This window comes from Proteus sp. G2675 (assembly GCF_963886535.1).
Classification (GTDB): Bacteria; Pseudomonadota; Gammaproteobacteria; order Enterobacterales; family Enterobacteriaceae; genus Proteus; species Proteus mirabilis.
The window spans coordinates 80,598-106,059 of the sequence record NZ_CAWPCB010000014.1; the positions used below are offsets into that span (position 1 = coordinate 80,598).

Annotated in this window: 23 protein-coding genes and 1 other RNA gene; 10 read left to right on the top strand and 14 right to left on the bottom strand. The window is 41.1% G+C overall.

What is annotated here, in order from left to right:
* From AACQ49_RS03870 to ureG, 5 genes are read left to right on the top strand one after another with little or no spacing between them, the layout of a single operon-like run.
* Positions 1–327: an urease subunit beta gene (locus AACQ49_RS03870; RefSeq protein ID WP_004245263.1), complete on the top strand. Its 327-nt coding sequence runs from the start codon at positions 1–3 to the stop codon at positions 325–327.
* Positions 324–2,027: an urease subunit alpha gene (gene ureC, locus AACQ49_RS03875; protein ID WP_004245262.1), complete on the top strand. Its 1,704-nt coding sequence runs from the start codon at positions 324–326 to the stop codon at positions 2,025–2,027. The genes AACQ49_RS03870 and ureC overlap by 4 nt, the downstream gene beginning before the upstream one ends.
* A 27-nt stretch (positions 2,028–2,054) precedes the next feature.
* The gene (ureE, locus tag AACQ49_RS03880) at positions 2,055–2,540 is read left to right on the top strand and encodes an urease accessory protein UreE (RefSeq protein WP_004245261.1); all 486 of its coding nucleotides are present in this window, start codon (positions 2,055–2,057) and stop codon (positions 2,538–2,540) included.
* Between the two features lie 27 nt (positions 2,541–2,567).
* Positions 2,568–3,236 carry an urease accessory protein UreF gene (locus tag AACQ49_RS03885; RefSeq protein ID WP_017628230.1) on the top strand — a complete coding sequence of 223 codons (669 nt, stop codon included), beginning with the start codon at positions 2,568–2,570 and terminating at the stop codon, positions 3,234–3,236.
* Positions 3,237–3,245: 9 nt separating this feature from the next.
* A complete protein-coding gene (gene ureG, locus AACQ49_RS03890; RefSeq protein WP_004245259.1) occupies positions 3,246–3,863 on the top strand; it encodes an urease accessory protein UreG in 618 nt (205 codons plus the stop codon).
* A 94-nt stretch (positions 3,864–3,957) separates the two neighbouring features.
* On the opposite strand, the gene dolP is transcribed toward ureG, so the two are convergent.
* The 4 genes from dolP to AACQ49_RS03910 form a co-directional block, all read right to left on the bottom strand.
* On the bottom strand, positions 3,958–4,536 hold the full coding sequence (dolP, locus tag AACQ49_RS03895) for a division/outer membrane stress-associated lipid-binding lipoprotein (RefSeq protein ID WP_036971280.1): 579 nt from the start codon (positions 4,534–4,536) through the stop codon (positions 3,958–3,960).
* A gap of 9 nt (positions 4,537–4,545) precedes the next feature.
* Positions 4,546–5,136: a DnaA initiator-associating protein DiaA gene (gene diaA, locus AACQ49_RS03900; protein WP_004245257.1), complete on the bottom strand. Its 591-nt coding sequence runs from the start codon at positions 5,134–5,136 to the stop codon at positions 4,546–4,548.
* A gap of 22 nt (positions 5,137–5,158) precedes the next feature.
* Positions 5,159–5,536, bottom strand: a complete 378-nt coding sequence (locus tag AACQ49_RS03905; protein ID WP_161778893.1) for a YraN family protein — start codon at positions 5,534–5,536, stop codon at positions 5,159–5,161.
* 104 nt (positions 5,537–5,640) lie between these two features.
* Positions 5,641–7,413 carry a penicillin-binding protein activator gene (locus AACQ49_RS03910; RefSeq protein WP_012368849.1) on the bottom strand — a complete coding sequence of 591 codons (1,773 nt, stop codon included), beginning with the start codon at positions 7,411–7,413 and terminating at the stop codon, positions 5,641–5,643.
* Between the two features lie 61 nt (positions 7,414–7,474).
* Between AACQ49_RS03910 and rsmI the strand changes: the two genes are divergently transcribed.
* Positions 7,475–8,353: a 16S rRNA (cytidine(1402)-2'-O)-methyltransferase gene (gene rsmI, locus AACQ49_RS03915; RefSeq protein WP_063215790.1), complete on the top strand. Its 879-nt coding sequence runs from the start codon at positions 7,475–7,477 to the stop codon at positions 8,351–8,353.
* A gap of 59 nt (positions 8,354–8,412) precedes the next feature.
* Positions 8,413–8,787: RNase P RNA component class A (rnpB, locus tag AACQ49_RS03920), an RNA gene on the top strand.
* Between the two features lie 99 nt (positions 8,788–8,886).
* On the opposite strand, the gene AACQ49_RS03925 is transcribed toward rnpB, so the two are convergent.
* Positions 8,887–9,591: a pirin family protein gene (locus AACQ49_RS03925; RefSeq protein WP_004245251.1), complete on the bottom strand. Its 705-nt coding sequence runs from the start codon at positions 9,589–9,591 to the stop codon at positions 8,887–8,889.
* Positions 9,592–9,705: 114 nt separating this feature from the next.
* On the opposite strand from AACQ49_RS03925, the gene AACQ49_RS03930 reads away from it, so the two are divergent.
* Entirely contained in the window at positions 9,706–10,608 is a 903-nt protein-coding gene (locus tag AACQ49_RS03930) for a LysR family transcriptional regulator (RefSeq protein ID WP_004245250.1), read from the top strand.
* A gap of 72 nt (positions 10,609–10,680) precedes the next feature.
* Here the strand turns inward: AACQ49_RS03930 and AACQ49_RS03935 are convergent, their stop codons facing one another.
* The 5 genes from AACQ49_RS03935 to AACQ49_RS03955 form a co-directional block, all read right to left on the bottom strand.
* Entirely contained in the window at positions 10,681–11,073 is a 393-nt protein-coding gene (locus AACQ49_RS03935; RefSeq protein WP_012368850.1) for a DoxX family protein, read from the bottom strand.
* Positions 11,074–11,244: 171 nt separating this feature from the next.
* Positions 11,245–11,550, bottom strand: a complete 306-nt coding sequence (locus tag AACQ49_RS03940) for a YqjK-like family protein (protein ID WP_004245248.1) — start codon at positions 11,548–11,550, stop codon at positions 11,245–11,247.
* The gene (locus AACQ49_RS03945; RefSeq protein ID WP_004248939.1) at positions 11,534–11,944 is read right to left on the bottom strand and encodes a phage holin family protein; all 411 of its coding nucleotides are present in this window, start codon (positions 11,942–11,944) and stop codon (positions 11,534–11,536) included. The genes AACQ49_RS03940 and AACQ49_RS03945 overlap by 17 nt, the downstream gene beginning before the upstream one ends.
* 6 nt (positions 11,945–11,950) lie before the next feature.
* On the bottom strand, positions 11,951–12,256 hold the full coding sequence (locus AACQ49_RS03950) for a DUF883 family protein (RefSeq protein ID WP_004245246.1): 306 nt from the start codon (positions 12,254–12,256) through the stop codon (positions 11,951–11,953).
* A gap of 244 nt (positions 12,257–12,500) precedes the next feature.
* Positions 12,501–13,169 (bottom strand): DedA family protein, encoded by a 669-nt coding sequence (locus AACQ49_RS03955; RefSeq protein ID WP_004245245.1) that lies wholly within the window; start codon positions 13,167–13,169, stop codon positions 12,501–12,503.
* Between the two features lie 723 nt (positions 13,170–13,892).
* Here AACQ49_RS03955 and sstT point away from each other — a divergent pair.
* Positions 13,893–15,146, top strand: coding sequence for a serine/threonine transporter SstT (sstT, locus tag AACQ49_RS03960; protein WP_004245243.1), 1,254 nt, complete (start codon positions 13,893–13,895; stop codon positions 15,144–15,146).
* Positions 15,147–15,284: 138 nt separating this feature from the next.
* On the opposite strand, the gene AACQ49_RS03965 is transcribed toward sstT, so the two are convergent.
* Positions 15,285–17,303 (bottom strand): NADPH-dependent 2,4-dienoyl-CoA reductase, encoded by a 2,019-nt coding sequence (locus AACQ49_RS03965; RefSeq protein ID WP_124724957.1) that lies wholly within the window; start codon positions 17,301–17,303, stop codon positions 15,285–15,287.
* 269 nt (positions 17,304–17,572) lie between these two features.
* Between AACQ49_RS03965 and AACQ49_RS03970 the strand changes: the two genes are divergently transcribed.
* Positions 17,573–17,989 carry a DoxX family protein gene (locus AACQ49_RS03970; RefSeq protein WP_004245241.1) on the top strand — a complete coding sequence of 139 codons (417 nt, stop codon included), beginning with the start codon at positions 17,573–17,575 and terminating at the stop codon, positions 17,987–17,989.
* Positions 17,990–18,105: 116 nt separating this feature from the next.
* On the opposite strand, the gene AACQ49_RS03975 is transcribed toward AACQ49_RS03970, so the two are convergent.
* From AACQ49_RS03975 to AACQ49_RS03985, 3 genes are all read right to left on the bottom strand, one after another.
* Positions 18,106–20,904 carry a M16 family metallopeptidase gene (locus AACQ49_RS03975; RefSeq protein ID WP_036971268.1) on the bottom strand — a complete coding sequence of 933 codons (2,799 nt, stop codon included), beginning with the start codon at positions 20,902–20,904 and terminating at the stop codon, positions 18,106–18,108.
* Positions 20,894–22,603, bottom strand: coding sequence for an ABC transporter ATP-binding protein/permease (locus AACQ49_RS03980; protein ID WP_004252657.1), 1,710 nt, complete (start codon positions 22,601–22,603; stop codon positions 20,894–20,896). Before AACQ49_RS03980 ends, AACQ49_RS03975 begins: the two co-directional genes overlap by 11 nt.
* A gap of 62 nt (positions 22,604–22,665) precedes the next feature.
* A complete protein-coding gene (locus tag AACQ49_RS03985) occupies positions 22,666–25,416 on the bottom strand; it encodes a TonB-dependent receptor (RefSeq protein ID WP_087740914.1) in 2,751 nt (916 codons plus the stop codon).
* Positions 25,417–25,462 lie beyond the last annotated feature (46 nt).

A 25,462-nucleotide genomic window follows, 5' to 3' on the forward strand; every position in this document is an offset into this window, starting at 1 on the left:
ATGATCCCCGGTGAAATTAGAGTTAATGCAGCATTAGGCGATATTGAACTGAATGCTGGTCGCGAGACAAAAACCATACAGGTGGCTAATCATGGCGATAGACCTGTACAAGTCGGCTCTCATTACCACTTTTATGAAGTGAATGAGGCACTCAGGTTTGCACGAGAAGAGACATTAGGTTTTCGTTTAAATATTCCTGCTGGTATGGCTGTGCGCTTCGAGCCCGGTCAAAGCCGCACTGTTGAGTTAGTGGCTTTTGCAGGAAAACGTGAAATTTATGGTTTTCATGGCAAAGTGATGGGTAAATTGGAGAGTGAGAAAAAATGAAAACTATCTCACGTCAAGCTTATGCGGATATGTTTGGCCCAACAACAGGCGATCGTTTGCGATTAGCAGATACCGAGCTGTTTCTTGAAATTGAAAAAGATTTCACCACTTATGGCGAAGAGGTCAAATTTGGTGGTGGTAAAGTTATTCGTGATGGTATGGGGCAAAGCCAAGTTGTTAGTGCTGAGTGTGTCGATGTTCTGATCACCAATGCCATTATTTTAGATTATTGGGGCATTGTAAAAGCAGATATTGGCATTAAAGATGGCCGTATTGTCGGTATTGGCAAGGCAGGTAATCCAGATGTTCAGCCCAATGTGGATATTGTCATTGGCCCCGGAACAGAAGTTGTTGCGGGAGAAGGTAAAATTGTCACTGCTGGTGGTATTGATACCCATATCCACTTTATTTGTCCACAACAAGCCCAAGAAGGTCTCGTTTCTGGCGTAACCACCTTTATTGGTGGAGGAACAGGCCCTGTGGCGGGTACTAATGCAACCACAGTTACCCCCGGTATTTGGAATATGTACCGCATGTTAGAGGCGGTGGATGAATTACCTATTAATGTGGGTTTATTTGGTAAAGGTTGTGTCAGTCAGCCCGAAGCAATCCGCGAACAAATAACAGCGGGTGCTATAGGTCTTAAAATACATGAAGACTGGGGGGCAACGCCAATGGCAATTCACAATTGCCTTAATGTCGCCGATGAAATGGATGTACAGGTGGCTATTCACTCTGACACCTTAAATGAAGGTGGTTTTTATGAAGAGACAGTAAAAGCCATTGCCGGTCGAGTGATCCATGTATTCCATACCGAAGGTGCAGGTGGCGGTCATGCCCCTGATGTGATCAAGTCGGTAGGAGAGCCCAATATTTTACCTGCATCAACCAACCCAACGATGCCTTATACCATTAATACCGTGGACGAGCATCTTGATATGTTGATGGTCTGTCATCATCTCGATCCCTCTATTCCTGAAGATGTGGCATTTGCTGAATCTCGTATTCGTCGCGAAACCATTGCTGCAGAAGATATCTTACATGATATGGGGGCAATTTCGGTGATGTCGTCAGACTCACAAGCCATGGGACGAGTCGGAGAAGTTATCTTACGCACTTGGCAGTGTGCACATAAAATGAAATTGCAACGAGGCACATTAGCGGGTGATAGCGCAGATAATGATAATAATCGTATTAAACGTTATATCGCTAAATACACGATTAATCCCGCACTGGCACATGGCATTGCTCATACGGTGGGATCAATAGAAAAAGGTAAACTTGCGGATATCGTGCTATGGGATCCTGCTTTCTTTGGCGTCAAACCGGCACTTATCATAAAAGGTGGTATGGTCGCTTATGCGCCAATGGGGGATATTAATGCGGCTATTCCAACACCGCAACCGGTTCATTATCGTCCAATGTATGCCTGTTTAGGAAAAGCCAAATATCAAACGTCGATGATCTTTATGTCAAAAGCGGGTATTGAGGCGGGAGTGCCAGAAAAATTAGGCTTAAAAAGCTTAATTGGTCGTGTGGAGGGCTGTCGTCATATCACAAAAGCTTCGATGATCCACAATAACTATGTTCCTCATATCGAATTAGATCCACAAACTTACATTGTTAAAGCGGATGGTGTACCACTGGTTTGTGAGCCAGCGACTGAATTACCGATGGCTCAACGCTATTTCTTATTTTAACCAGCGTTTTTATTGAGAATTTATTGAATGAAAAAATTTACTCAGATTATTGATCAACAAAAAGCGCTTGAACTAACCTCTACAGAAAAGCCAAAGTTAACCCTTTGTCTTACCATGGATGAGCGCACCAAAAGTCGCTTAAAAGTGGCTTTAAGTGACGGGCAAGAAGCCGGGCTATTTTTGCCTCGAGGCACCGTACTTAAAGAGGGGGATATTCTGCTGTCAGAAGAGGGCGATGTTGTCACCATTGAAGCGGCTAAAGAGCAAGTATCAACGGTTTATAGTGACGATCCATTATTGCTTGCTCGTGTTTGTTATCACTTAGGTAACCGACATGTACCATTGCAAATAGAAGCGGGTTGGTGTCGTTATTTTCACGATCATGTATTAGATGATATGGCTCGCGGCTTAGGGGCTACGGTGGTGGTTGGCTTAGAAAAATACCAACCTGAGCCGGGGGCTTATGGTGGGTCATCCGGTGGTCATCACCACCACCATGATCACCACCATTAATGGCACTGCGATCATCAAAGGAGGTGCATGATGCTAGCTGATCTGCGCTTATATCAATTAGTTAGCCCCTCTCTTCCGGTAGGTGCCTTTACTTATTCTCAAGGGTTAGAGTGGGCCATTGAAAAAGGTTGGGTATGCTCAGCAGAAACCTTGTCAGATTGGTTAAGCGCACAAATGACCGGAACATTAGCCACACTCGAGCTTCCTATATTGCGGCAATTACAAACGAGTTTGGCAAAGGGTGATAGCGATACAGTGAAATATTGGTGTGACTTTATGGTCGCAAGTCGCGAAACCAAAGAGTTAAGGCAGGAAGAGCGTCAACGGGGGATTGCTTTTGCCCGTTTACTCCCTCAATTAGGCATTGAATTAGACGATACGTTACAACAGCGGGTTAAACAGACGCAATTAATGGCGTTTGCGTTAGCTGCCGTGCATTGGCATATCGATAGTGAAAAGCTCTGTTGTGCCTATGTTTGGGGCTGGTTAGAAAATACGGTGATGTCTGGGGTAAAACTGGTGCCATTAGGGCAAAGCGCAGGGCAAAAAATATTGTTTGCTCTAGCTGAGCAGATCCCCGCTATTGTTGAGTTATCGGCACATTGGCCACAAGAGGATATTGGCAGTTTTACGCCAGCTCAAGTGATCGCCAGTAGTCGCCATGAAACTCAATATACTCGACTTTTTCGTTCATGAGATAAAGAGATGCAAGAATATAATCAACCACTGCGTATTGGTGTTGGTGGCCCTGTTGGATCAGGAAAAACAGCACTATTAGAAGTTCTTTGTAAAGCTATGCGCGATAGTTACCAAATCGCCGTTGTTACCAATGATATATATACACAAGAAGATGCAAAAATTTTAACTCGTGCGCAGGCTCTTGATGCTGATCGGATCATTGGTGTTGAAACAGGAGGATGTCCTCATACGGCTATTCGTGAAGATGCTTCAATGAATTTGGCTGCTGTAGAAGAGTTGGCGATGCGCCATAAAAACTTAGATATTGTTTTTGTCGAAAGTGGCGGAGATAACTTAAGTGCGACCTTTAGCCCTGAATTGGCTGATCTTACTATTTATGTTATTGATGTTGCAGAAGGTGAGAAGATCCCTCGCAAAGGGGGACCGGGGATCACACATTCTGATCTGCTGGTGATCAACAAGATCGATCTTGCGCCTTATGTGGGAGCGTCATTAGAAGTGATGGAAGCGGATACAGCAAAAATGCGTCCTGTGAAACCTTATGTTTTTACTAACTTAAAAGAGAAAGTAGGTTTAGAGACGATTATCGATTTTATTATTGATAAAGGTATGTTGAGACGTTAATCACTATGAGTACCAGTATCGGTTATCGCTGTTACAATGACCGATACTGGTAAAATAATACGCTATCACCACGTGATACCCATCAGGGATATATTTAGTTTAGATAGGTAAATGCCGTTGTTACTTTAACAACACCTTTGGTTTCACTGGCAATTTTAGCGGCTGCAGCCCCTTCTTGACGGGTCAATATCCCTAACAAGAATACTTCGCCATTTTCGGTGATCACTTTTACGGAAGATGATTTGACGGCATCGCTAGCTAAAATTTGTGAACGTACTTTAGTGGTTAACCATGTATCTGAAGAAGCAGTGCCTAATGTCACAGGCTCACCTTGGCGAATTTCATTATAAACATTGTTTACTCCTTCCACTTTGCTGGTAACTTGTTTGGCCGTCTCAGCAACCGACATATCTGGACTTTGCCCAGTTAACAATACATTACCTTGATAAGCGGTGGCGACAATGCGCGCATTACTGTTCTTGATCTGTTGGTTTTTATTTAGAGCACCAGAAACTCGGGCTTCCAATGTGCCATCATCAACTTGTTGTCCTAATGAACGAGGATCGGTTGCGGTTTTGCCAGCAACGGCAGCAGTACCCACCACAGCGGCACCAATACAGCCTTGTAGCAATAGCGCGGAACAAAGTACTGCGGTAATCGGAAGCAATTTCATAGTAACTCCTTAGTCATCCTGATGTGGGAATAATGTATTATCAATTAAGTCGCAGAGACAATTGACCGTTAACATCTGCACTTCCTGTATTCTGACTGTACGCTGAGAGGGGATCCTGATCTCCACATCTTGAGGGCCTAATAATCCAGCAAGCTCACCGCCATCATAGCCAGTCAGTGCAACAATGGTCATATCTCGAGTAACAGCGGCTTCAACAGCTTTAATAATGCTTCTGCTATTACCATGAGTGGAAATAGCTAACAGTACATCACCTGCTTGCCCTAATGCCCGTACTTGTTTGGCATAAATTTCATCATGTTGCTGATTTCCCATAATGGCGGTCATCACAACACTGTCGGTATTTAAAGATAATGCCGGTAAACTTGGGCGCTCTGTTTCAAAACGATGGATCATACTAGCAGCAAAGCGTTGAGCCGTTGCTGCTGAGCTACCGTTGCCACAGCTTAATATTTTATGTCCGTTTAACAAAGATTGAACCATCATCATGGCAGCTCTGGAAATGGCATCGGGTAACGCTTCTGCTGCTGCAATTTGAGTTTGAATACTCTCTGTAAAGCAGACTTTTATTCTATCAAGCACGTTAAGACCTATATAATCTAATTTAACGAATAAATTCCGTATGATCGAGAATGTTTTTTAGCCATATTAACTGGCGTTGATCAAATGCACAAATATCAAAGCGACAGTTAACCGTCTCGATACTTTGTTGGCGTTGAGCTAACCAACAATTGGCGGCGTACCATAAGCGGCGCCGTTTACTGTAGGTCACTGAGCTGATTGCATCACCAAATTGTGCACTATGCCGAAAGCGGACTTCAACAAATATCCATGTTCTATTACCCTGCATAATAAGATCAATTTCTCCACAGGGATATCGGACATTACGCTCAATTAACTTTAACCCTTGTTGGCGCAAGTAATTTAACGCTTTTCTCTCATAATATTGTCCGACTAGATAAGTACTTTTAGGAATAATCATCCATGATTTCCTGATGTTATCTCTTATAAATAAACCGCCTCAAGATAAAGTCAGCTCCTTATCTGGAGACTTCAAAGAGGCGGTTTATGGGGGAAATTGCTTACTTATTGTCCCACAGGTTCAATTTTACCTTGTTTAAATTGCATCCATGGGAGTTGTCGATAAATAGTGCAATTATCTTCCACACGTAAAGAGCCAGAAACACCATTGAACTGTAAGGTTCCTTTGGTGAGTTCATTGTAATTGTTTGCTAATGACCATGCATCAATACCCATAGCGTAAAGGCGCATTAATGAGTAATCGTTCGCAAATTTACTGGATGCTTTTTGCATTAACGGTAAATTTGCTCCCGTCATAAGAGGAATATCACTAAATTGGATACCGTCCATTTCCATACGAAAATCTGGCCCCATTCCCCCTTGATTACTGCGTGAACTGACATAAATCGGTGGGCGTTTTTTGGTACTGATTGCCATATCAATCATTGGTTTAATCAATGTTAACTCATCGCTAGTGGCAATGATATACACAGAATCGATAGCACCGTTTGTTGTTGGCATTGAAGCGGTATCTAATGGCAGTGGTGCATTGTCTGTTGGCAATACAGGGGTTCCTGTCATTCGAATACCCACGCCACGATTAATTGAACTTTTTAGACTATCAAGAGAGCCGAAAGTTTGTTGTAAGACGGTTCCCCCCCCGCTACGCTGCCACTCATCCGCAAAAGTTTGTGCCATTCTTTGACCGAATTTATTGTCAGGAACGATAATAAGTGGATTAGATTTTTGTTGCTGGCGTAAGTGTTGAGCCGCATTACGAGTTTCATCTTCTGGGGAAAGTGAAAAGAAACACACTGTAGTAGCAAGAGGAATATTATCAACTTCATTTAGTGCTAAAACAGGTAAACCACTTTTTAATTCAATAGTTTTGATCACTTCGGGTTTTAATAGTGGCCCCACAATTAAATCAGCACCCTCTTGTTGCACTTGTTTCAGTAACAGATCAATGGGTTGGCTATTGGTATCATACATAATCACTTGGCGATTATTTTGGACAATAGGATCTAATTGCACGCGGCTATTACCCGCAAAGGCTTCGGTTTCTTTTGCTGAAGTAGCATCACTATTTTCAGCGCCTTCCGCTGTATTATCATCCGTTGAATTATCGTTTTCCGTTGTTGCTGTGTCTGCATTCGGAGATGAAATACCTAATTCTGCTAAAATGGAAGCTAAACTATCTTGTTGGGGCGCTTCTGGCGCTGCGTTAGCTTGAGGTTGAGGTAAACCTTCTTTAGCATCGGTAAAGCCTTGCATAATAGCATTACCAAACACTTTAGCTTGTCCTGTTAACGGTAATAATAATGCGATTTTTCCGCTGTTACTGACGGCAGATTGTGATTGGCGCAATAACAGCGTCGGTAATGTTAGCGCTCCTGGATTGCGTGGATAGCGTGTTTGCCATTCGCGTATTGCTTGGGATAATTTATCCGCATCATCTTGGTTATATTCATAAGTGTTGAGTAAATCTAACCAGCCTTGTAATGTATTTTCATCAGCTTTGATTACCACACTACGACGTTGTTCAGGTGTAAGCTTCGTGAGTGTTAACCAAGTATCATCAATATTTTGCTGATGTAATACAGGATCAGTGATAAGGGGTTCTAGGCCAATATAGGCACGGATCACATCTAAAGAGGCTTGTCCGTTCGCATCATCAATGACTTTCTGAAATTGTTTCATTTCCACTTGCGCTTTTTCAGCAGGTGTCAGTGGCTGTTGTTGTTGCCCCGTCAGGGTACAACCTGACATAATCAAGGCAGAAAGTATTGCAGTATAGGATAAACCTGTTTTAAAACGCACAAAAATTGAGGAAAGCATACTGTACCCAGTGATGTTTTATAATTATGCTCAATTTTAAATCGGTCATTCGGAATAAACAATGAATCAACCTAATCGAGCAGCGGTAACGACATCCACACTGTACATAGTACCCACACCCATTGGTAATCTGGGCGATATCACCCAGCGGGCACTTGATGTGCTGTCTCATGTCGATTTAATAGCTGCAGAAGATACCCGTCATACAGGGCTTCTATTACAGCATTTTGCCATTAACGCACGTTTGTTTGCGTTACATGATCATAATGAACAGCAAAAAGCAGATCAATTAATTAGCAAATTACAACAAGGGCTAAGTATCGCATTAGTCTCTGATGCAGGTACACCATTAATTAATGATCCCGGCTATCATTTAGTCAATCAGTGTCGCAAAAACGGTATAAAAGTGGTGCCATTACCTGGGGCATGTGCGGCAATTACCGCGCTATCAGCCGCCGGATTACCTTCTGACCGTTTTTGTTATGAAGGTTTTTTACCAGCAAAAACAAAAAGTCGTCAAGATTGTTTGCGTGATTTAGCACAAGAGCCACGTACTTTAATCTTTTATGAGTCCACCCACCGTTTATTAGATAGTTTAGCGGATATGGTGACGGTTTGGGGGGAAGCGCGCTATGTTGTATTGGCAAGAGAATTAACCAAAACGTGGGAAACCATTCAAGGAATGCCTGTTGGGGAATTACTTAACTGGGTTCGTGAAGATGAAAATCGCCGTAAAGGGGAAATGGTATTAATTGTTGAAGGGTATCAAAAGCCACAAGAAGACCATTTTGCCCCAGAAGTATTACGCACATTGGCGATTTTACAAAAAGAGTTACCTTTGAAAACGGCGGCAGCAGTTACCGCTGAGATTTATGGCGTGAAGAAAAATGCGTTGTACAAACACGTCATTGCGCAAAATGAAGCGGAACAAGATCAGTAAAACGATTTTTTGTTTCTTTCGCTATACATTAACGCGGAAAATCCTTATAATCCGCCCCCTGAGTTGACTAGACAACCGCTGCTTTATCGTTGTCCCTTCGGGGAGACGGATAGAGGGGAGGAAAGTCCGGGCTCCACAGGGCAGGGTGCCAGATAACGTCTGGGAGGCGCGAGCCTACGACAAGTGCAGCAGAGAGTAAACCGCCGATGGCCTGTTTACAGGATCAGGTAAGGGTGAAAGGGTGCGGTAAGAGCGCACCGCGCAACTGGTAACAGTTTGTGGCATGGTAAACTCCACCCGGAGCAAGACCAAATAGGGGTTCTTATGGTGCGGCCCGCATTGAACCCGGGTAGGTTGCTGGAGCCAGCGCGCAAGTTCTGGCCTAGATGAATGGTTGTCCACGACAGAACCCGGCTTAACGGTCAACTCACCTTATATAAAACCCTCGATTCACTCTGTGGCTCGAGGGTTTTCTGCTTTATTGCTATTGCTAGTGTGATGATAAATGATTGCTCGCTGATATCGCTAGCTGATTAAGAAACGATATCAATAAAAAGACCACGAAAAGCCTTTTGACATCTTAGCGCTAGCATATTGCTATCTTGAATAAAAGCACCATCACCACAACGGATTTCCCCAAGCTCTTGCTCTGAGGTTTGGAAATGGACACCGCCTTTGATAGATTGCAAATAGCCTTTCTGACCCTGTATCGGCAAGGTTATTTCATCCCCTTGCGCTAAGTTAATATGATAGAGCCAGATATTTTGCCTTAGCATCAAACTGCCATTATCCCCTGATGGGGAAGCCAATAATTGATATTTTAAATCTTCATTTAAAGCTAATTTTTGTGAAGCGATGCTCTCTTGTTGTGGACACGCGTTTAGCCATAATTGAATACGAGTTAATGGCGTATCTGGACTACTATTTCTTTCAATGTAAGTTTCTGTATTATGAGGCGAAATTAATAAACACTCGTTTTGTTTGGCGGTAAGTGTTCGCCCCATATTATCAAGATAAGTCGCTTCACCTCTTAAGATCAGGTTGACGACATCCACATGAGGATAGGTTTTTGCTTTAAACTCAGAATTTGGTGCGAGCACTTCTTGGTTCAGTACTCTTAATGTGCCATAGTCTAAAAAATGAGGATCGAAATAGTGGCCAAAGGAGAATGTGTAGCGAGCTTGTAGCCAGCCATAGTCCGCTTTGCCACACTGTTGTGCTGTTCTGTATTTTATCATCGCGGTACTTTTCGAGTCGATTAATCAATATATTCATCATAGAGATATGGACTGTAGATTGTTAGCAAGTTAATCTGGTGCCAATAATCAAATTATTTGATAGAGATAAGTATAATGAGTAAAGATAAAGCCATTACATTGGAATCTCTACGAGTGATGGATGCCATTGATCGTAGAGGAAGTTTTGCTGCCGCCGCTGATGAGCTAAATCGCGTCCCATCAGCACTCAGTTATACCATGCAGAAATTAGAAGAAGATTTGGATGTTGTGCTATTTGACCGTTCAGGACATCGAACTAAATTTACTAATGTGGGAAGAATGTTACTTGAAAGAGGGCGTATTCTTCTTGAAGCTGCAGATAAATTAACTTCTGATGCTGAAGCGCTAGCTCGCGGTTGGGAGCCACATATTACGATTGTGTGTGAAGCATTAACGCCCGCATCTCGCTTATTCCCGTTAGTTGAAAAATTAGCTGAAAAATCCAATACACAACTCTCTTTAGTCACCGAAGTGCTTGCTGGAGCATGGGAAAGCTTGGAAAGTGGTAAATGTGATATTGTTATTTCACCGGATATGCATTTTCGTTCTTCATCAGAAATCAATTTCCGCCCTTTATATAATACCACCAGTGTCTATGTTGCCAGCCCTGATCACCCTATCCATAATGAACCTGAACCACTTGCAGAAGAAACTCGCTTAAAATATCGCGGTATTGCTATCGCCGATACCGCAAGAGAACGACCTGTTTTAACTGTACTGTTATTAGATAAACAGCGTCGTTTAACGGTGAGTTCGATTGAAGATAAACGTCGAGCATTAATTGCCGGTTTAGGGGTTGCTACTATGCCTATTGATTTAATTGAAGATGATTTAAAAGAGGGGCGTTTACGTGTGGTTGGCCCTGAATATCATCATGAAAATAATATTATTATGGCGTGGCGCAGAGACAGTATGGGAGAAGCTAAATCCTGGTGTTTACGCGAAATTCCTAAACTTTTTGCCGCAGATAAAAAATAGTTTGTTCGCTAGAGTTTGAGAATACAATTAAAAAAGATCCCCTAGAGGATCTTTTTATTATTAAATCTATTATTACCAATTTTTCTTAAGTAGGCGATCTAAGCTCCATTTACCCGGACCTGTGATAACCAGTAATAAATAGCCACCCGCAATAGTCATATTTTTCATAAACATTAACTGATTTGCCCCTTCTGCAAAGTTAGTGTGGAACAGTAGTGCGGTTAACAGCGTAAATACACTGGTAAAGATAGCCGTTGTGCGAGTTAAGAAACCGAATAATATGGCTAATCCACCCCCTAACTCTAATAAAATGGTTAAAGGTAATAAGGCTCCCGGAACACCCATTGATTGCATATACTGTTGAGTACCTTCATAGGCTTCAATTTTTCCATACCCTGCGCTGATAAATAAAATTGGCATGAGAATACGTGCGATTAATAAGGCAATGTTTTCAAAATTCTTCATGATGTTTATTCCTGATAAAATTTTATATTATTTAATATATCTGTATTTTATTTGTTTAATTGCCAGTTTTTAGTGTAAATAACCACTGTTTGGCTTGAGATATACAATAAAGAAAAAATAATATGGAGGATATTAAGAAGAATTAACATTCTTACACAAAAAAATTGATGTTTAGTCAGCGGTTTTTTTGACAGACTTCTGTAATGTGCGTATTAAACCAACAGCGCCTATCGCCCGTCGTCCCCAACGAACCAGTTTTTTAGGGTGCTTAATGCTATAAAGAGATACCACGCTCGCCCCTATTAACAAGATAGGTTTTAACGAGGTTAAGATATTCCATGCTTTATCATAAGGTGCTGTGACCTCTAACCATGTTTGCCCCTCTTGCGCTAATTGAGTGCGCTGTTGTTGAATTTCATCCAACAACAGCTTTTTGCGTCTTGCTAATGCTAGGGTGCGTCTATTTTGTTTGCTCATCGCGGTATTGCTCCAAAAGACGCTTATCTAATTCTAGTTGTTGGCGAGTATCACCTAACAGCGTTGAATTGCGGGCTTTTCTCAATGTCATGATAGCACCTATTAAGGCACCAACTAGCAAAATAGCCGTTGTAATCGCTAAAGCATGAATACGATATTCAGGTGGGATCACCCAAAAGAGGAGAATAAGTAGACTCATTAAGCCAAAGGCGGTGAGTAATAAGGTGATCCCCGCCATTAAAATAAGCTGAATAAGTGTAATTTTTTCTTCTTCTAGTTCGATGGCGATTAATTTTAGGCGGGTTTCAACCATGCCAACGATAACAGCGCCAATACGACTAAGAGAATTCAGAACCCCGGATGCGGGGCCCTGTGGTCTTTGAGTATCACTCATTATGGATTAACGTTTCGAAAGTAGAACACCGAGTACGACACCTACTGCCGCGCCAATACCAACACCTGTCCATGGGTTTTCACGCACATAGTTGTCCGCTTTACCCGCCATTTCTTTAGTGTTATCGACGATTTCTCTACCTGCATCACTGAGTTTTGCACGAGAGCCACGTAGCGCATATTCAGCTTTTTCTCGTAAACTTTGTAATTCCTCTTTTGATTTATCTGCCGAGGAGTTCAGAACTTCTTCTAGAGTATCAGCCAGAGATTTTAATTCACTACGCAGATCTTCATTTGAACGTTGGTGTGACATGAGTAACTCCTTTAATCAAGATATGAGGTTATACCTATAACAATAGACTAGATTTACCATATAATAAAATTAAATAATGACTTTATTCCCTAAAAAAGAGAAAAGTCTTATTCTTGCCAAGGGTGATATTAAAAAAATAATCAGTAATAGCTTGAAATAAAAAACAAAAGCCTGTTTTAATCATAAAACAGGCTTTAAGATGCTAAATATTAACGCTATAAAAAATAATAGAAATAGCGATAGATTATGGTTGATTACTCTGTTTACTTTTCTTCTTAATGACGACCCATACACTCCCGATTAAGCCAATCACTAATAAACAAACAGGCAGTAGCATCAGAAAATTCATTAAATGATGCTCATATTGGCGGAATAACGGACTATTTCCTAATAAATAGCCTAAGGTGGTTAAAATACCAACCCATAACAGACCACTTAGCCAATTAAAAACTTGAAAACGACCGTTTTGTAAGCCAGCAAGGCCGGCAATAGTCGGCAATAATGTTCTAACAAAAGCGAGAAAACGACCAATAAGTAACGCCGCCAAGCCATGTCGATGGAAAAGTCCATGGGCTCGTTGGTGGTAGTGTTCTGGTAAATGTGATAACCAACTTCGTACAAGTCGGGTGTTACCAAGCCACTTCCCTTGCAGATAACCCAGCCAACAACCTAAGCTAGCACCTGCCGTTAGAATAAGTAAGGTTAATGGAAAATCCATGGTTCCTTTAGCAATTAACACACCCACTAAAATTAATAAGCTGTCTCCTGGTAAGAAAGCTGCGGGTAGTACTCCGTTTTCTAGGAATAGTATGCTGAATAATAAAATGTAAATAATCCAAAGCAGTGAGGGATTCGCTAAGGTTTCGTAATCTTGATGCCAAAGCGCCAAGAACAGCTCTCTTACGATTTCCATATAAAAGGCTTCCTAAAACTGAGTCATTCGGGGGTAAATACAAAAACATTCTCTCTTGTTATCTATTTACCCGTAATACATATCATAGGGTTTATTTTTCATTGTTTAAAACAGCAACACTCTAACAAAATCAATAAAAACTAGACAGAAAATTTTTTCACTTAAATACCCTACAAGCGCTTCATTGAGCAAGAATATTTGAAAAAAGACATTCACTTTTGTTTTCCAGTTTAGGATACGTTGTTTTAAAGAAAAAACCTTAAGAAAACGTAATAATAGAATTACTATGATGATGTTTTACTGAGATAAAAAAGCATTATTTTTCCTTGCTGATTGAAGCTAATGTCATGGTTATTTATTCATCAAAAAAAGTGTTTTAAAGTTGCCAATTGGCTAGTTAAACTGATTAAAATGTTATTAAAAAGTTAAAATTAAACTCATCAAGTGATTAAGAAAAATCAAGGTAAATAGTATAAGAGTTAGTTTTTTATTTAACGATTAAATCTAACCTTATGATAATAATAATTTCTTTCATTTGTGGACTGTACGTTAAAAAGAACAAAATCCTATTATGATCACAATTGTGTTATTTTGTTGTTAACAAAAATAGCTAATGATGTATATTTTGCAAAATAAGCTTTTCAGCAAGATTCATTTCCTTATACTGGCAAAAGCAAGCACACAATTGCTTTTTTAAATATTATTTTAAGTAATGGAATAACTATGGATAAACAACAATCCAGAGTACTTAACCTGCTTTTTCAGGGAAGTCTCGTTAAACAAATACTTGCTGGTTTAATTGCGGGTATTTTACTGGCTTGGTTAGCACCAGAAGTGGCTAAAATGATGAGCTTATTAGGTAACTTATTTATTAGTGCCTTAAAAGCCGTTGCGCCTGTTTTAGTCTGGGTATTGGTTATGGCTTCGATTGCCAACCACCGTCAAGGACAAAAAACCAGTATACGTCCCATATTAGTGCTTTATCTGCTCGCGACTTTCTTTGCTGCACTGACAGCAGTAGTGGCAAGCTTTGTGTTTCCCTCAGTATTAACGCTAGTTGTCAATAATTCACAGCTATCGCCACCTGAAAATATTGCTGAAGTCTTAAAAGGTGTATTAATTAATGTGGTGGCTAACCCTGTAGATGCACTGATTAACGGCAATTATATGGGGATTTTAGCTTGGGCTATTGGCTTAGGTTTAGCGTTACGCCATGCAAGTGATACGACTAAAGCATTAACACAAGATTTTGCAGATGCGGTAACTAACCTTGTGCGTGTGGTGATCCGTTTAGCGCCAATCGGGATTTTTGGCTTGGTATCATCAACCATTGCTACGACTGGCTTTAAAGCTTTAGCTGGCTACTTGCATGTCTTACTTGTTTTAATTGGTTGTATGCTGTTTGTTGCGCTCGTTGTCAACCCATTGATTGTATTTTGGAAAATTCGCCGTAATCCTTATCCATTAGTATGGGCTTGCTTACGTGAAAGTGGTGTTACTGCCTTCTTTACGCGTAGTTCAGCGGCTAATATTCCGGTGAATATGGCAATGTGTCGTCGTATGAATTTAAATGAAGATACCTATTCTGTCTCGATCCCATTAGGTGCGACCATTAATATGGGGGGAGCGGCAATCACTATTACTATTTTAACACTTGCTGCGGTAAATACCTTGGGTATGCCTGTGGATATTCCAACAGCCTTATTGCTAAGCCTTGTTGCTGCTATTTGTGCTTGTGGTGCATCAGGGGTTGCTGGTGGCTCGTTACTGTTAATTCCGCTTGCTTGTAGCATGTTCGGTATTAGTAATGATCTTGCGATGCAAGTGGTTGCGGTAGGTGTGATGATTGGTGTCTTACAAGATTCAGCAGAGACTGCATTAAACTCATCAACTGATGTGCTATTTACCGCAACGGTCTGCATAGCCGAAGATGAGCGTTTAGTTGCCAACCCATTAACTGAAAAAAATAATGGCTAAAGAGTATAAGTAGTAAATAGATATAAAGAGTAGTAAGACAGGAAGGGTAGTAAGTAACAACAAAAATTAATAATAAAAACAGAACCCCATATAGGAAACTATATGGGGTTTCTGGTTATTGATATGATAAATCGAATGTTAAATAGTAAGTGCTAATTCTGTTCCCTGCTTAATGGCTCGTTTGGCATCTAATGCTTTAGCCTCTTTTGCCCCGCCAATAAGATGGACGGTTTTATTTTCTTGTTGTAACGCTTGCAGTAGCGGACGATAAGATTGTTGCCCGGTACATAAAATCACGCTATCAGCCGCGAGCAGTTGCTGTTGTTCATTATGTTCAATTATTACCCCTTGCTCGGTAATTTTTTGATAATGGCAGCCCGTTAGCCATTTGACCCCTTTTTTCTGCAATGTTAAGCGATGTATCCAGCCTGTTGTTTTGCCTAAACTTAAGCCAAATTTCCCACTTTTACGTTGCGTCATAACAATCTGTTTGTCTTTTTTAATAAAAGGATCGGCTGAGGTGATCCCTCCGCGATGCGTAAGTGTTGGGTCAATTCCCCACTCTTTATTAAATGCACAAGGGCTTAAACTACTGCATTGGCCTGTTTGGGTAAGATAAAGGCCAGTGTCAAAACCAATACCACCACTGCCAATAATCACCACTTTTTCGCCGGTTGGCTGATGGTATTTAAGGACATCAAGATAGGTTTTTACTATCGGATTATCATGGCCATCAATCTCTGGAATATGAGGGATAACACCACTGGCTAAAATAATTTCATCAAAATGTTGCAGATGGGAAAGTGTCGCTTCCGTATTATTTTTTACGATCACCCCTGTGATTTGCAATTGCCGCTTAAAGTAGCGCAATGTCTCTTTAAATTCTTCTTTACCCGGAATTTGACTGGCAATATTGAGTTGTCCACCAATACGGTCTTCTTTTTCAAATATAGTAATATGATGACCGCGTTTAGCTGCTGTAATGGCAAATGCTAATCCTGCGGGGCCTGCGCCAACGACAGCAATTTTTTTAGGGGCTTGAGTCGGGGTTAAAATAAGCTCTGTTTCTCGACAGGCAAAAGGGTTTACAAGACAAGATGCTGGGTGACCACTGAATATCTCATCTAAGCAAGCTTGGTTGCAGGCAATACAGGTGTTTATCTCATCCTCGCGACCAAGTTGCGCTTTCAATACGAATTGCGGATCGGCAAGAAAAGGACGGGCCATAGACACCATATCTGCACAGCCTTCCGCTAAAATAGCTTCAGCCACTTGAGGTGTATTGATACGATTAGAAGTGATAAGAGGAATATTGATTTTCCCCATCAATTGGCGAGTGACATAAGCAAATTGCCCTCTTGGTACCATAGTGGCAATAGTGGGGATACGGGCTTCATGCCAACCAATACCACTGTTGATTAGGGTTGCTCCGGCCTTTTCTACTGCTTGAGCAAGATAAAATACCTCTGAGGCATTAGCTCCCTCGGTAATTAAATCTAACATTGATAAACGATAGATAATGATAAAGTGTTCACCTACAGCTTCTCTTATGCCAGCTAAAATACGTAATGCAAAACGACAACGATTTTCAATAGAGCCACCCCATTGATCATCGCGTTGATTCGTATGACTTACTAAAAACTGGTTAATTAAATAGCCTTCAGATCCCATGATCTCAACACCATCATAGCCTGCTTTCTGAGCCAACTTAGCGCAATGAATATAATCTTCAATAGTCTGTTCTATCTGCTCATGACTCATTGCTTGGGGCATAAAAGGGGTGATAGGCGATTGGATCGCTGAAGGGGCGACTAAATTAGGCTGATAACTATAACGACCAGTATGTAAAATCTGTAAAGCGATTTTCCCATCCTGTTTATGTACCGCATCAGTGACTAATTGATGAGATGCGAGTTGATCTTCTGACATTAGCGTTGCTGCATGTGGCAACAATACACCTTGCTTATTAGGGGAGATCCCACCGGTGACAATAAGTGCCACCCCTGCTGCAGCTCTTTGAGCATAAAATTCAGCAAGCTTAGGTGCATCATGTGGATCTTCTTCTAGTCCGGTATGCATCGAGCCCATCAAAATACGATTTTTAAGCGTAGTAAACCCTAAATCAAGGGGAGTAAATAAATAAGAATAGTGTGCCATCAGATACCTTTTTTATACTGGTCAGATGAGATATCTATAGCATAACGAGAAGTTGCTGATTAAGAGTTGATTATGTTAATAAGTTGTGATCTTAATCATGGAAAAGGTGAATAGCTCCTAATTAAACGATAATAATCTAAATGCCTCGTCAACCATAACAAATAATGATAATAAAAGTTGCACTCATTCATATTTTTTAATCATATAATAATAAATACCCATTAATACGTATTAAAAATGCCCATCACATTGTTGATTTTGGAGACGTTATGATTAATAAATTTAATCAGCTTACAAACCATCCCGATTTAGGTAAGTTTGTTTTACGTGTTTCGCTAGGTGTCTTAATGTTATTACACGGATTACACAAAATGGAGCCAGGAGGACTTGCCGGTATACAGGGAATGTTGGCAAATATTAATTTACCTGCATTTATTGCTTATGGCACATTACTGGGTGAAGTTCTATGTCCTATCTTACTGATTATCGGTTTATTTACTCGATTTTCAGCATTTGTTGTGGCGGCAACCATGGGGGTTGCGGTGCTGATGGTACATTCCGGTGATCTTTTAGCCTTAGATCCCAAAACGGGGGGATGGGCACCTGAAAGTGCTGGCTTCTATATGTTTGCTGCGATTGCGGTGATGTTTTTGGGTAGTGGTCGTTGGGCGCTCAAAAAAGATTAATAAATTTAATAGACAATAATATTGAATGAAATATTGCTAAGTTATTCAGGTTAGATGAATAAACGCCCAGAATAAAGATATGCTGGGCGTTTATTATTAAAGTGATAAATAGAAATTTATTGCTTTGTTGGTGGTGTTAGTTTGAAGATTTTTTCATTTTCACCCAACCACTGACGAGCAACTTGATTAACATCACTGACACTTATTCCGTTGACAATCGCAGTCTCAGTTAATAGTCGTTGATATTGTTGGTCATCTGTTGCCACTTGGGCAAGTGCATCAGTCCAATAGCTAGCACTCTCTTTGGCTTGCCCATATTCAGTTAACCAAATATTTTTTGCCTCTTGTAATTCTTTATCGGTAATACCTGCTTGTTTTACGTCATTGACCACTTTACGCGCAAGTGCAATTAATTCATCTGCCCGCTGTGGTGATGCGGTAAAGTTTAAACGTCCGGTATAAAAACTACTTGGCAGCTTGGTTAGTGACTCAGAAAAGCCTAGCGAGTAGATCCCGCCCGCTCGTTCACGAAGATTAAGTCTTAAACGTTGGCTGACAACGGTATCAAGCAAGTTAAGTGCTAACAGTTGCTGTTGTGACCATTGGGCTTTGGCTGCGTATTGAATACTGATCATACTCTTATCGCTACTGGCAATAGGATAGGTTTTATTAAATGAGCTTAATTTGGGATTAATCGCCGGATCAGCCCAAAATAGACGCTGCGATGAACGTGTCGGTAGCGTTGCTATCCAACGTTCGATCATCGGTTTGGCCTGATTTAAGTTAATAGGCCCACTAATCACCAATACCATATCGGCAGGCTGTCCTAGAAGTGATTGATTCGTTTGTTGTAATTGTTGTGCGGTAAACTGTTGCCAAGGGCCTTGTGGCGAAATTACTAAACGCTCACCGTTTTGATAGCTCTCTTTATTAATATGATCTAAGAAAATACGTTCAACCGGTGTTTTGGCGATCCCTAATGCTGTTGCTTGTTTTTGTTGCTCTAATTTTTGCCCATTAAATTGTGGTGCCGTCACTTTTAAATGCAATAAGGTCAACAAGGTGTCTAACTCATCAATAGGCGCTTCGCCACGCAAGCCGTGGAATAACAACTCACTGTATGGACGCAAACTGATTTGATGCTGTTTACTAAATAACGCTAACTCTCTTGCGTTGTAATGCCCATATCCACTCACTTCTGGTAAGTTTAATGCCCACTGAACCAAGCCTAAACTTTGTCCTGTTTCCAGAGAAACACCTCCGGGAATACGCAGTGATACTTGGATATTGTCTTTTAGCCACTGGTCATTTTTAATAATAACTTTTACGTTATTGCTCAGTGTCCACAGCTGTGTTTTTTCAATCGGAAGTGTTTGTGTGGTGACAACAGTACCGGTTTGCTCAGGTTTAATATCTAATACCACCGCATGGGTTTTCAATGTAAACGCACCGGGATCAGATTGTCTAATCTCTTGCCAGCGTTGCGAGGCTTTAGTGGCACTAAATACCTGACTATCACTATCTGGGCCGATAATTGCCACTCGTGGTGAAGCTTGTGTTAGGTATTGGGCAAAATAGTGTTTTAAGGTATCAGGTGTAACGTTATTTATTAGTTGATAACTTAAGTTTAACGCCTGCTTTTTGCTTTGGATTGGCATTTCTAATTCAAGTGCCGTAGTAATTTGGTTAGCTAAATAACCATGCTCATAGCGCTCTTCACCAGCAGCTTGTTGGCTAAGACGTTTTAACAGCGCATTGCGGGCATTATCTAACTCTTGCTGAGATACTGGCTGTGAGGCTAAACGCTGTACTTCAGTAAATAGAATATCTAATGTACCTTGATAATCATCCCCTTTAGGATGGGCAATCATCAATTGTTGTGAGCGACGGGCATCTAACATCGCACCTTGTGTATTGGCACTGACGGAAGGCACTAACCCATTATCAACAATGGTTGAAAAGCGCTGGTTTAAGATGGAGAGCCACAACGAGTCCATTAAATCATCATATTGACCTTGGCGACTATTTAATGGTGCAGGCAGTGTACGCTGTAGAGTGAATTGCACAATGCGTGAGCCTTGCTCTTTATCAAAAATCGTCTTTACTAATAAATCTTTATTGTCGATAAAGCGGTGCCATGATGGAGAGTCAACGCCTTTGTTTTCACTATTTTTTGCATTGAACATCTGGGTAATATCAGCAATCGCATCACCTTGATTAAAATTACCCACTAACACCAATGCCATTCTTTCAGGCTGATACCAAGTATCGTAATAACGTTTTGCTTCTTTGACATCACCATGCTTAACGATATCTAAGTCCCCAATGGGATCACGATCTAGATAACGACTGCCATAATAACGTAACTCTTCAAGTTGGCGATTAATACGAAAACCAATACCTTGGCGTAATCGCCACTCCTCGACGATCACCGGACGCTCTTTATCAAACTCAACGGGATCAAATGTCATGCCAAAAGCCCAATCGGACAAGATCCTCAACCCTGTTTTTATTTGGGTCGGATTGGCATTAGGCAGGGATAATTTATAGGTTGTTGAGTTTAAGCTCGTTGCCGCATTAACATGACTCCCCAACTTCATTCCTAGGCTTTCAAGTTGTTTAAACCCAGTTGTTCCCGGAAAATGAGTCGTGCCTTTAAAAGCCATATGCTCGGTAAAGTGGGCAAAGCCAAGTTGTTTTTCATCTTCTTGTACCGAGCCACTTTTCACCAGTAAACGCATTTCAACCCCCGTTTGTGGGCGTTGTAGCAAATAGACATTTAAGCCATTATCAAGCGTAAAATGGCGAATATCGGGGCGCAGTGAAAGGGCATTATTGGTATGCTCAGACGAGGTGCCTGTTGCACAACCCAGAAGTGATAAACTGACTGAGATAATCAGTAACTTACGATACATATTCAGTAACTCCAGCTGATTGAGAGGAGGACGCAGTCGGCGCTTGTAATGAAATTACTTGCTCGGCAATAGCGTGAGTGAAACGCTGATGACTGACTAAGACAATGCCCGAGGTTGGTAGATGCTGTTTAAGTAATAACAACATATGTAGGGCATTTTGTTCATCAAGAGCGGATGTGGTTTCATCTAATAAAATAAGATCGGGTTTATTGAGTAATAAACGGGCAAAGATAAGACGTTGTTGTTCACCACCGGATAAGCGTGTTGTCCAATCTGTTTCCAGTGAAAGCTGATTTTTTATTTTATCTAGCCCCACCCAATGAAGCACTTCTTGGTACTCTTGTTGTGAGAACTGAGATGCTTGGCAAGGATAAGCTAATAAGCTATCTAAGCGGGCAACAGGCAGATACATACGTTGTGGGAGCCAACTGATATTGGTTACCCGTTGAATATCTCCTTTAAAATAAGGCCAGTGGCCGCTTAACGCACGTAACAGCGTTGATTTCCCGATACCTGAGCTACCTTCAATTACCGCCAATTCACCCGCTTTGAGAGAAAAGTGGATATTGTTAATTAATAATCTATCGTCTTGCATAAATAGCGATAAATTGGCTGTCAGCTTAGTTTGTTTATCATCTAACTCGGTGATCTCAGGTTGGTGATCATGCTCTAACAACACCACAAAATGATAAAGACGGGTAACCGTTGCCTGCCATGCGGCAATCTCTTTATAGGAGAAAATAAACCAGCTTAATGCCCCAGCAACACTGGAGAAGGCTTGTCGTAACTGCATTAATCCCCCTAGCATTAATTCGCCGGCGAGGAATTTTGGCAAAGCAAAAATAATTGGCGCCATTGCCGTGGCTTGCTGATAACCCACAGTAAAGAAAGCAAGGTTTCTTTCATAACGGATAAGGTTATTCCAGTTGCGGATCACCCCTAAAAAGCGTCCCATCAGTTCATGACGATCGCTCATTTCACCCCGTTGACCAGCAATAGCATCACCATGTTGTTTACGTGTGATAAGCGCAGTACGGTAATCTGCCTCTTTACGCTGTTTATCCATATTGATTTTACGTAATGGAGAACCAATGAGCTGGGTGATGGTGATCCCGATAAGGGTATAAATAATACAGGCCCAGAACATATAACCCGGTATATTCCACTCTTTGCCTGCTAAAGAGAAAGAGAGCGCACCAGAGAGTGACCATAAAATAGTGGCAAAAGAGATAAGCGTTAACAGTGAATGTAAAAAGGTCACTGTTAAGCGCATTGTCGATTCAATCAGTAAACGAATATCTTCAGCAATTCGTTGGTCGGGGTTGTCTGGCTCTTGCGAGGTTAACCGCAACATATAGTGTTTACTATTTTTTGATAGCCAGCGCTCAAGCACTTGCTCTGTCATACCTTCACGCCAGCGAATGATCATTTTTTGGCGTAAGAAATCACCCATCACGACTACGGTAATTAATCCGGCAATAATAATCACAAACTGTTGAAGCAGTTTATATAAGGCTTGCCCATCGAGTTGTTGTAGGGCGTTATAGAAGCTGCCATTCCATTCATTCATTTTGACGTTAAACCAAACAGATGAGAGGGTTAACGTTAAAGAGAGAATTAATAGGAACCAGCAGTAAAGGGCGGTACGCCGCCCCCAAAAAGGTGAAACCAAATAGAAAAATTGTTTTATTGTTTTCATTGCTTATTTGTCATGTTTTTATTGTTTATTGACTCGGTTGCTCACATTAACTTCATCAATTTTTAATAGTCATAGCTGACTTGTAGCCAGAACTGTCGACCTGGCTCGTAAGATTTGTACTCTTTATCTTGATAGGTAATGTAATCATTGACATTTTTGGTATTGAGTACGTTATTCACTTCAACGGAAATACCTACACCGTAAGCAAATTCAGGCTGCCAACTGAGCTTGGTATCCCAAGTAAAACGACTACTGTAATGACGTTTTTTATATTCAAATAGCGGGCCGTACTCACTTGGTTTTGGCGCACCATTATTGGCTTTCTCTGCTTGTGAACGAGCTCCATTCCATTGCAAACGGTTAAACCAAGTCACCCCTACTTCATCCCAAACACTGGTTAGCTCTGCGGTCACTTTTAACGGCGAGTTAAAGTTGTCAGAGGGTAAGTCTTTGGCATTGATAATTTTTCCGCCATACCACACCTTGTCATAGTTCATCCCTTGAACGCTGGGATCAAAATTGGCATAACCTGAGTCTTTTGGCGTATTGGTTTTGCTTTTTTGCCAGCTAATCGAAGCATTAAAGACGTGGTCGGCTTTAGCAAGCTCCCATGGTTGGCTATTTCTCACGGAGAGCGTTAAGGTATCGTGTGTACTACGGCCATTATTATTGAAGTGCCGAATAGCACGTTTTTCATCAATGGTTGAGTCTGGATATTTAGTATCACTACGCACCTCATCACGACCATTGCGATGCACATACTGTAAACGCCAAGTGGTTGAGGCTATCTCTTGTTGTAGACCTAAAGTGAATTCATCGTTATAAGGGGTTTTTAGTGAATCAACACCATCAAAGTCGGTACGATTAGTCCACTTTTCCTCCGATGTTTGACAGTCAAAATAGCAGTGTTGTAAACCGGCATTTTGCGCACCATAAAGGGCGTAAGTGAGCATTGAACGTCCATAGTAACGGTTTACCCCACCAATAATTAAAGTATTACCTGTGCCCCAAATATCGTAAGTAGCACTTAAACGAGGTGAGAGGTTGTTTTTTTGTACAAAATCATCACGATCTAAACGTACACCGGGACGTAAGGTGAGGCGTTTATATTGAATATTATCGTCAATAAAAAATGAATAATTGGTATAAGACGCATTATGGGTACCCGCTAGAAAACGCGTCGTTTGTGATAAGCTTCCCATCCATTCATCATTGACCGTCATGCCGCGATAGGTATAGTTGTAATAGGTTTTATCACGAATATAAGCGCCTTTGGTGCGGCTAATTTCAAATCCGGTGGTGGGGCGATGAGTGACGGTACCCCACACGATGGGATCAAAACGCATAATACTCTTGGCGCTATAGGTTTCTTGTTTACTACGCAGATCACCTTGACCACCACTGGAGACTTGATTAGGGTGTTGCCAATCAGTGTAATCTTCTACTTTGATAAAGTAGTCTTGATCATTGGTGCGTTTATCTTCCAGATTTTGATAACCTGCGGTTAACTCTAAGGTTCCTAGCGCAAGTTGATGCTTATAAAGGGCGGTAAAACTGAGTCCATTATGTTCATTATCATAACCGGAGTTATACACAGAGCTGGAGAACAGATAGCTCTTATAACGGGCAATATTACTTGATAGATCAAAAGATTGTTTATCAGAGATATTCCAAGAATATTTGATAAAGTAGTTATCTGAAGTACGCGTTTGATCACGATAATGTGGGCTTTGTAATACATGCTCTAATTCGCCTTCAGGGGTGTGAACAATTCCCCCTTCAGCACTTATCATCATCGGAATGGTTGATTCCCGACGAGAAGCTGAGAAAATTAATCCTGTATTTTCCGTTAAACCTGTTTCAAACCAACCGCCATAGTTTTGTTTATCATATTTTTTCTGGAAACGGGCTGGATTACTAAAATCATTATTTGCAGTATCAAATTTTAATTTGGGATCGGTGAAAATATTATTCCAGCTTGAACGGGTAGTACGGTAATAGGCATTGGCATGGGTTTCACCAGACCAACGACGACTTTGTACTTCAACTGTGCCTCCAGTAAATCCGCCAAATTCAACGGGAATATTGTTATCGTAAACGGTGACACTATCAATAAGTCGACTATCAAGATACATCCCTTGCTCATCACTGGTAATACGGGTATTGGTTTCACCATTGCCCGAATTGGCCGGATCAAAGTCATTATTAAAACTGACGCCATCAAGTTTATAGGCATTTTGATAGCTACTGGAGCCATGAATAGAAATACGTGAGGGCTTAATTTCACCTTGGTTCATCGAGTTGCTATCGTTATTTGCAAATTGAACCGCAGGGTTACTTTTAAGTAAGTCGGTGACATTGCCATCGCCAGTATTACGTTGCTTTATCTCTTCAGAGGTGATGTATTGTGGTGCTGAAACAACATCTGTAGCAGGATGATAACTGCTTCCCACCCCTGTGACTTTAACTTCAGGGATCACAATCGTACTGCTTGTTGCTAATGGACGAATAACAAAGCCATTTCCCTGTGAAATAATTTCCATACCACTACCGATTAACACCTTTTGTAATGCGGTATGGGTTTCATATTGACCAGAGAGTGCAGGAGCCCGTAAGTTTTTTATTGCGTTGGCATCAAACAGAATTTGTACCTGACCTTGTTTAGCGATAGTGTTTAAAGAATCAGCTAAAGATTGCTCTGGTAAAGAGACTGATAGCGTTGCCGCATAACTATAAGGGGCTGCCACGGTAGCCGTTATTAATAATGTGAGTAGCGACCTTTTTAGAGGCCTTTTTTTATTATTTATTCTCATTTCACCAATCCCATTCATAGACTTAATAATTTTTGTTACTAAGTAA

What these genes read in the sequence shown, in the direction of transcription:
- AACQ49_RS03870 (WP_004245263.1), top strand. Translation starts at nt 1, where the DNA reads ATGATCCCCGGTGAAATTAGAGTTAATGCAGCATTAGGCGATATTGAA.
- ureC (WP_004245262.1), top strand. Translation starts at nt 324, where the DNA reads ATGAAAACTATCTCACGTCAAGCTTATGCGGATATGTTTGGCCCAACA.
- ureE (WP_004245261.1), top strand. Translation starts at nt 2,055, where the DNA reads ATGAAAAAATTTACTCAGATTATTGATCAACAAAAAGCGCTTGAACTA.
- AACQ49_RS03885 (WP_017628230.1), top strand. Translation starts at nt 2,568, where the DNA reads ATGATGCTAGCTGATCTGCGCTTATATCAATTAGTTAGCCCCTCTCTT.
- ureG (WP_004245259.1), top strand. Translation starts at nt 3,246, where the DNA reads ATGCAAGAATATAATCAACCACTGCGTATTGGTGTTGGTGGCCCTGTT.
- dolP (WP_036971280.1), bottom strand. Translation starts at nt 4,536, where the DNA reads ATGAAATTGCTTCCGATTACCGCAGTACTTTGTTCCGCGCTATTGCTA.
- AACQ49_RS03905 (WP_161778893.1), bottom strand. Translation starts at nt 5,536, where the DNA reads ATGATTATTCCTAAAAGTACTTATCTAGTCGGACAATATTATGAGAGA.
- AACQ49_RS03910 (WP_012368849.1), bottom strand. Translation starts at nt 7,413, where the DNA reads ATGCTTTCCTCAATTTTTGTGCGTTTTAAAACAGGTTTATCCTATACT.
- rsmI (WP_063215790.1), top strand. Translation starts at nt 7,475, where the DNA reads ATGAATCAACCTAATCGAGCAGCGGTAACGACATCCACACTGTACATA.
- AACQ49_RS03925 (WP_004245251.1), bottom strand. Translation starts at nt 9,591, where the DNA reads ATGATAAAATACAGAACAGCACAACAGTGTGGCAAAGCGGACTATGGC.
- AACQ49_RS03930 (WP_004245250.1), top strand. Translation starts at nt 9,706, where the DNA reads ATGAGTAAAGATAAAGCCATTACATTGGAATCTCTACGAGTGATGGAT.
- AACQ49_RS03935 (WP_012368850.1), bottom strand. Translation starts at nt 11,073, where the DNA reads ATGAAGAATTTTGAAAACATTGCCTTATTAATCGCACGTATTCTCATG.
- AACQ49_RS03940 (WP_004245248.1), bottom strand. Translation starts at nt 11,550, where the DNA reads ATGAGCAAACAAAATAGACGCACCCTAGCATTAGCAAGACGCAAAAAG.
- AACQ49_RS03945 (WP_004248939.1), bottom strand. Translation starts at nt 11,944, where the DNA reads ATGAGTGATACTCAAAGACCACAGGGCCCCGCATCCGGGGTTCTGAAT.
- AACQ49_RS03950 (WP_004245246.1), bottom strand. Translation starts at nt 12,256, where the DNA reads ATGTCACACCAACGTTCAAATGAAGATCTGCGTAGTGAATTAAAATCT.
- AACQ49_RS03955 (WP_004245245.1), bottom strand. Translation starts at nt 13,169, where the DNA reads ATGGAAATCGTAAGAGAGCTGTTCTTGGCGCTTTGGCATCAAGATTAC.
- sstT (WP_004245243.1), top strand. Translation starts at nt 13,893, where the DNA reads ATGGATAAACAACAATCCAGAGTACTTAACCTGCTTTTTCAGGGAAGT.
- AACQ49_RS03965 (WP_124724957.1), bottom strand. Translation starts at nt 17,303, where the DNA reads ATGGCACACTATTCTTATTTATTTACTCCCCTTGATTTAGGGTTTACT.
- AACQ49_RS03970 (WP_004245241.1), top strand. Translation starts at nt 17,573, where the DNA reads ATGATTAATAAATTTAATCAGCTTACAAACCATCCCGATTTAGGTAAG.
- AACQ49_RS03975 (WP_036971268.1), bottom strand. Translation starts at nt 20,904, where the DNA reads ATGTATCGTAAGTTACTGATTATCTCAGTCAGTTTATCACTTCTGGGT.
- AACQ49_RS03980 (WP_004252657.1), bottom strand. Translation starts at nt 22,603, where the DNA reads ATGAAAACAATAAAACAATTTTTCTATTTGGTTTCACCTTTTTGGGGG.
- AACQ49_RS03985 (WP_087740914.1), bottom strand. Translation starts at nt 25,416, where the DNA reads ATGAGAATAAATAATAAAAAAAGGCCTCTAAAAAGGTCGCTACTCACA.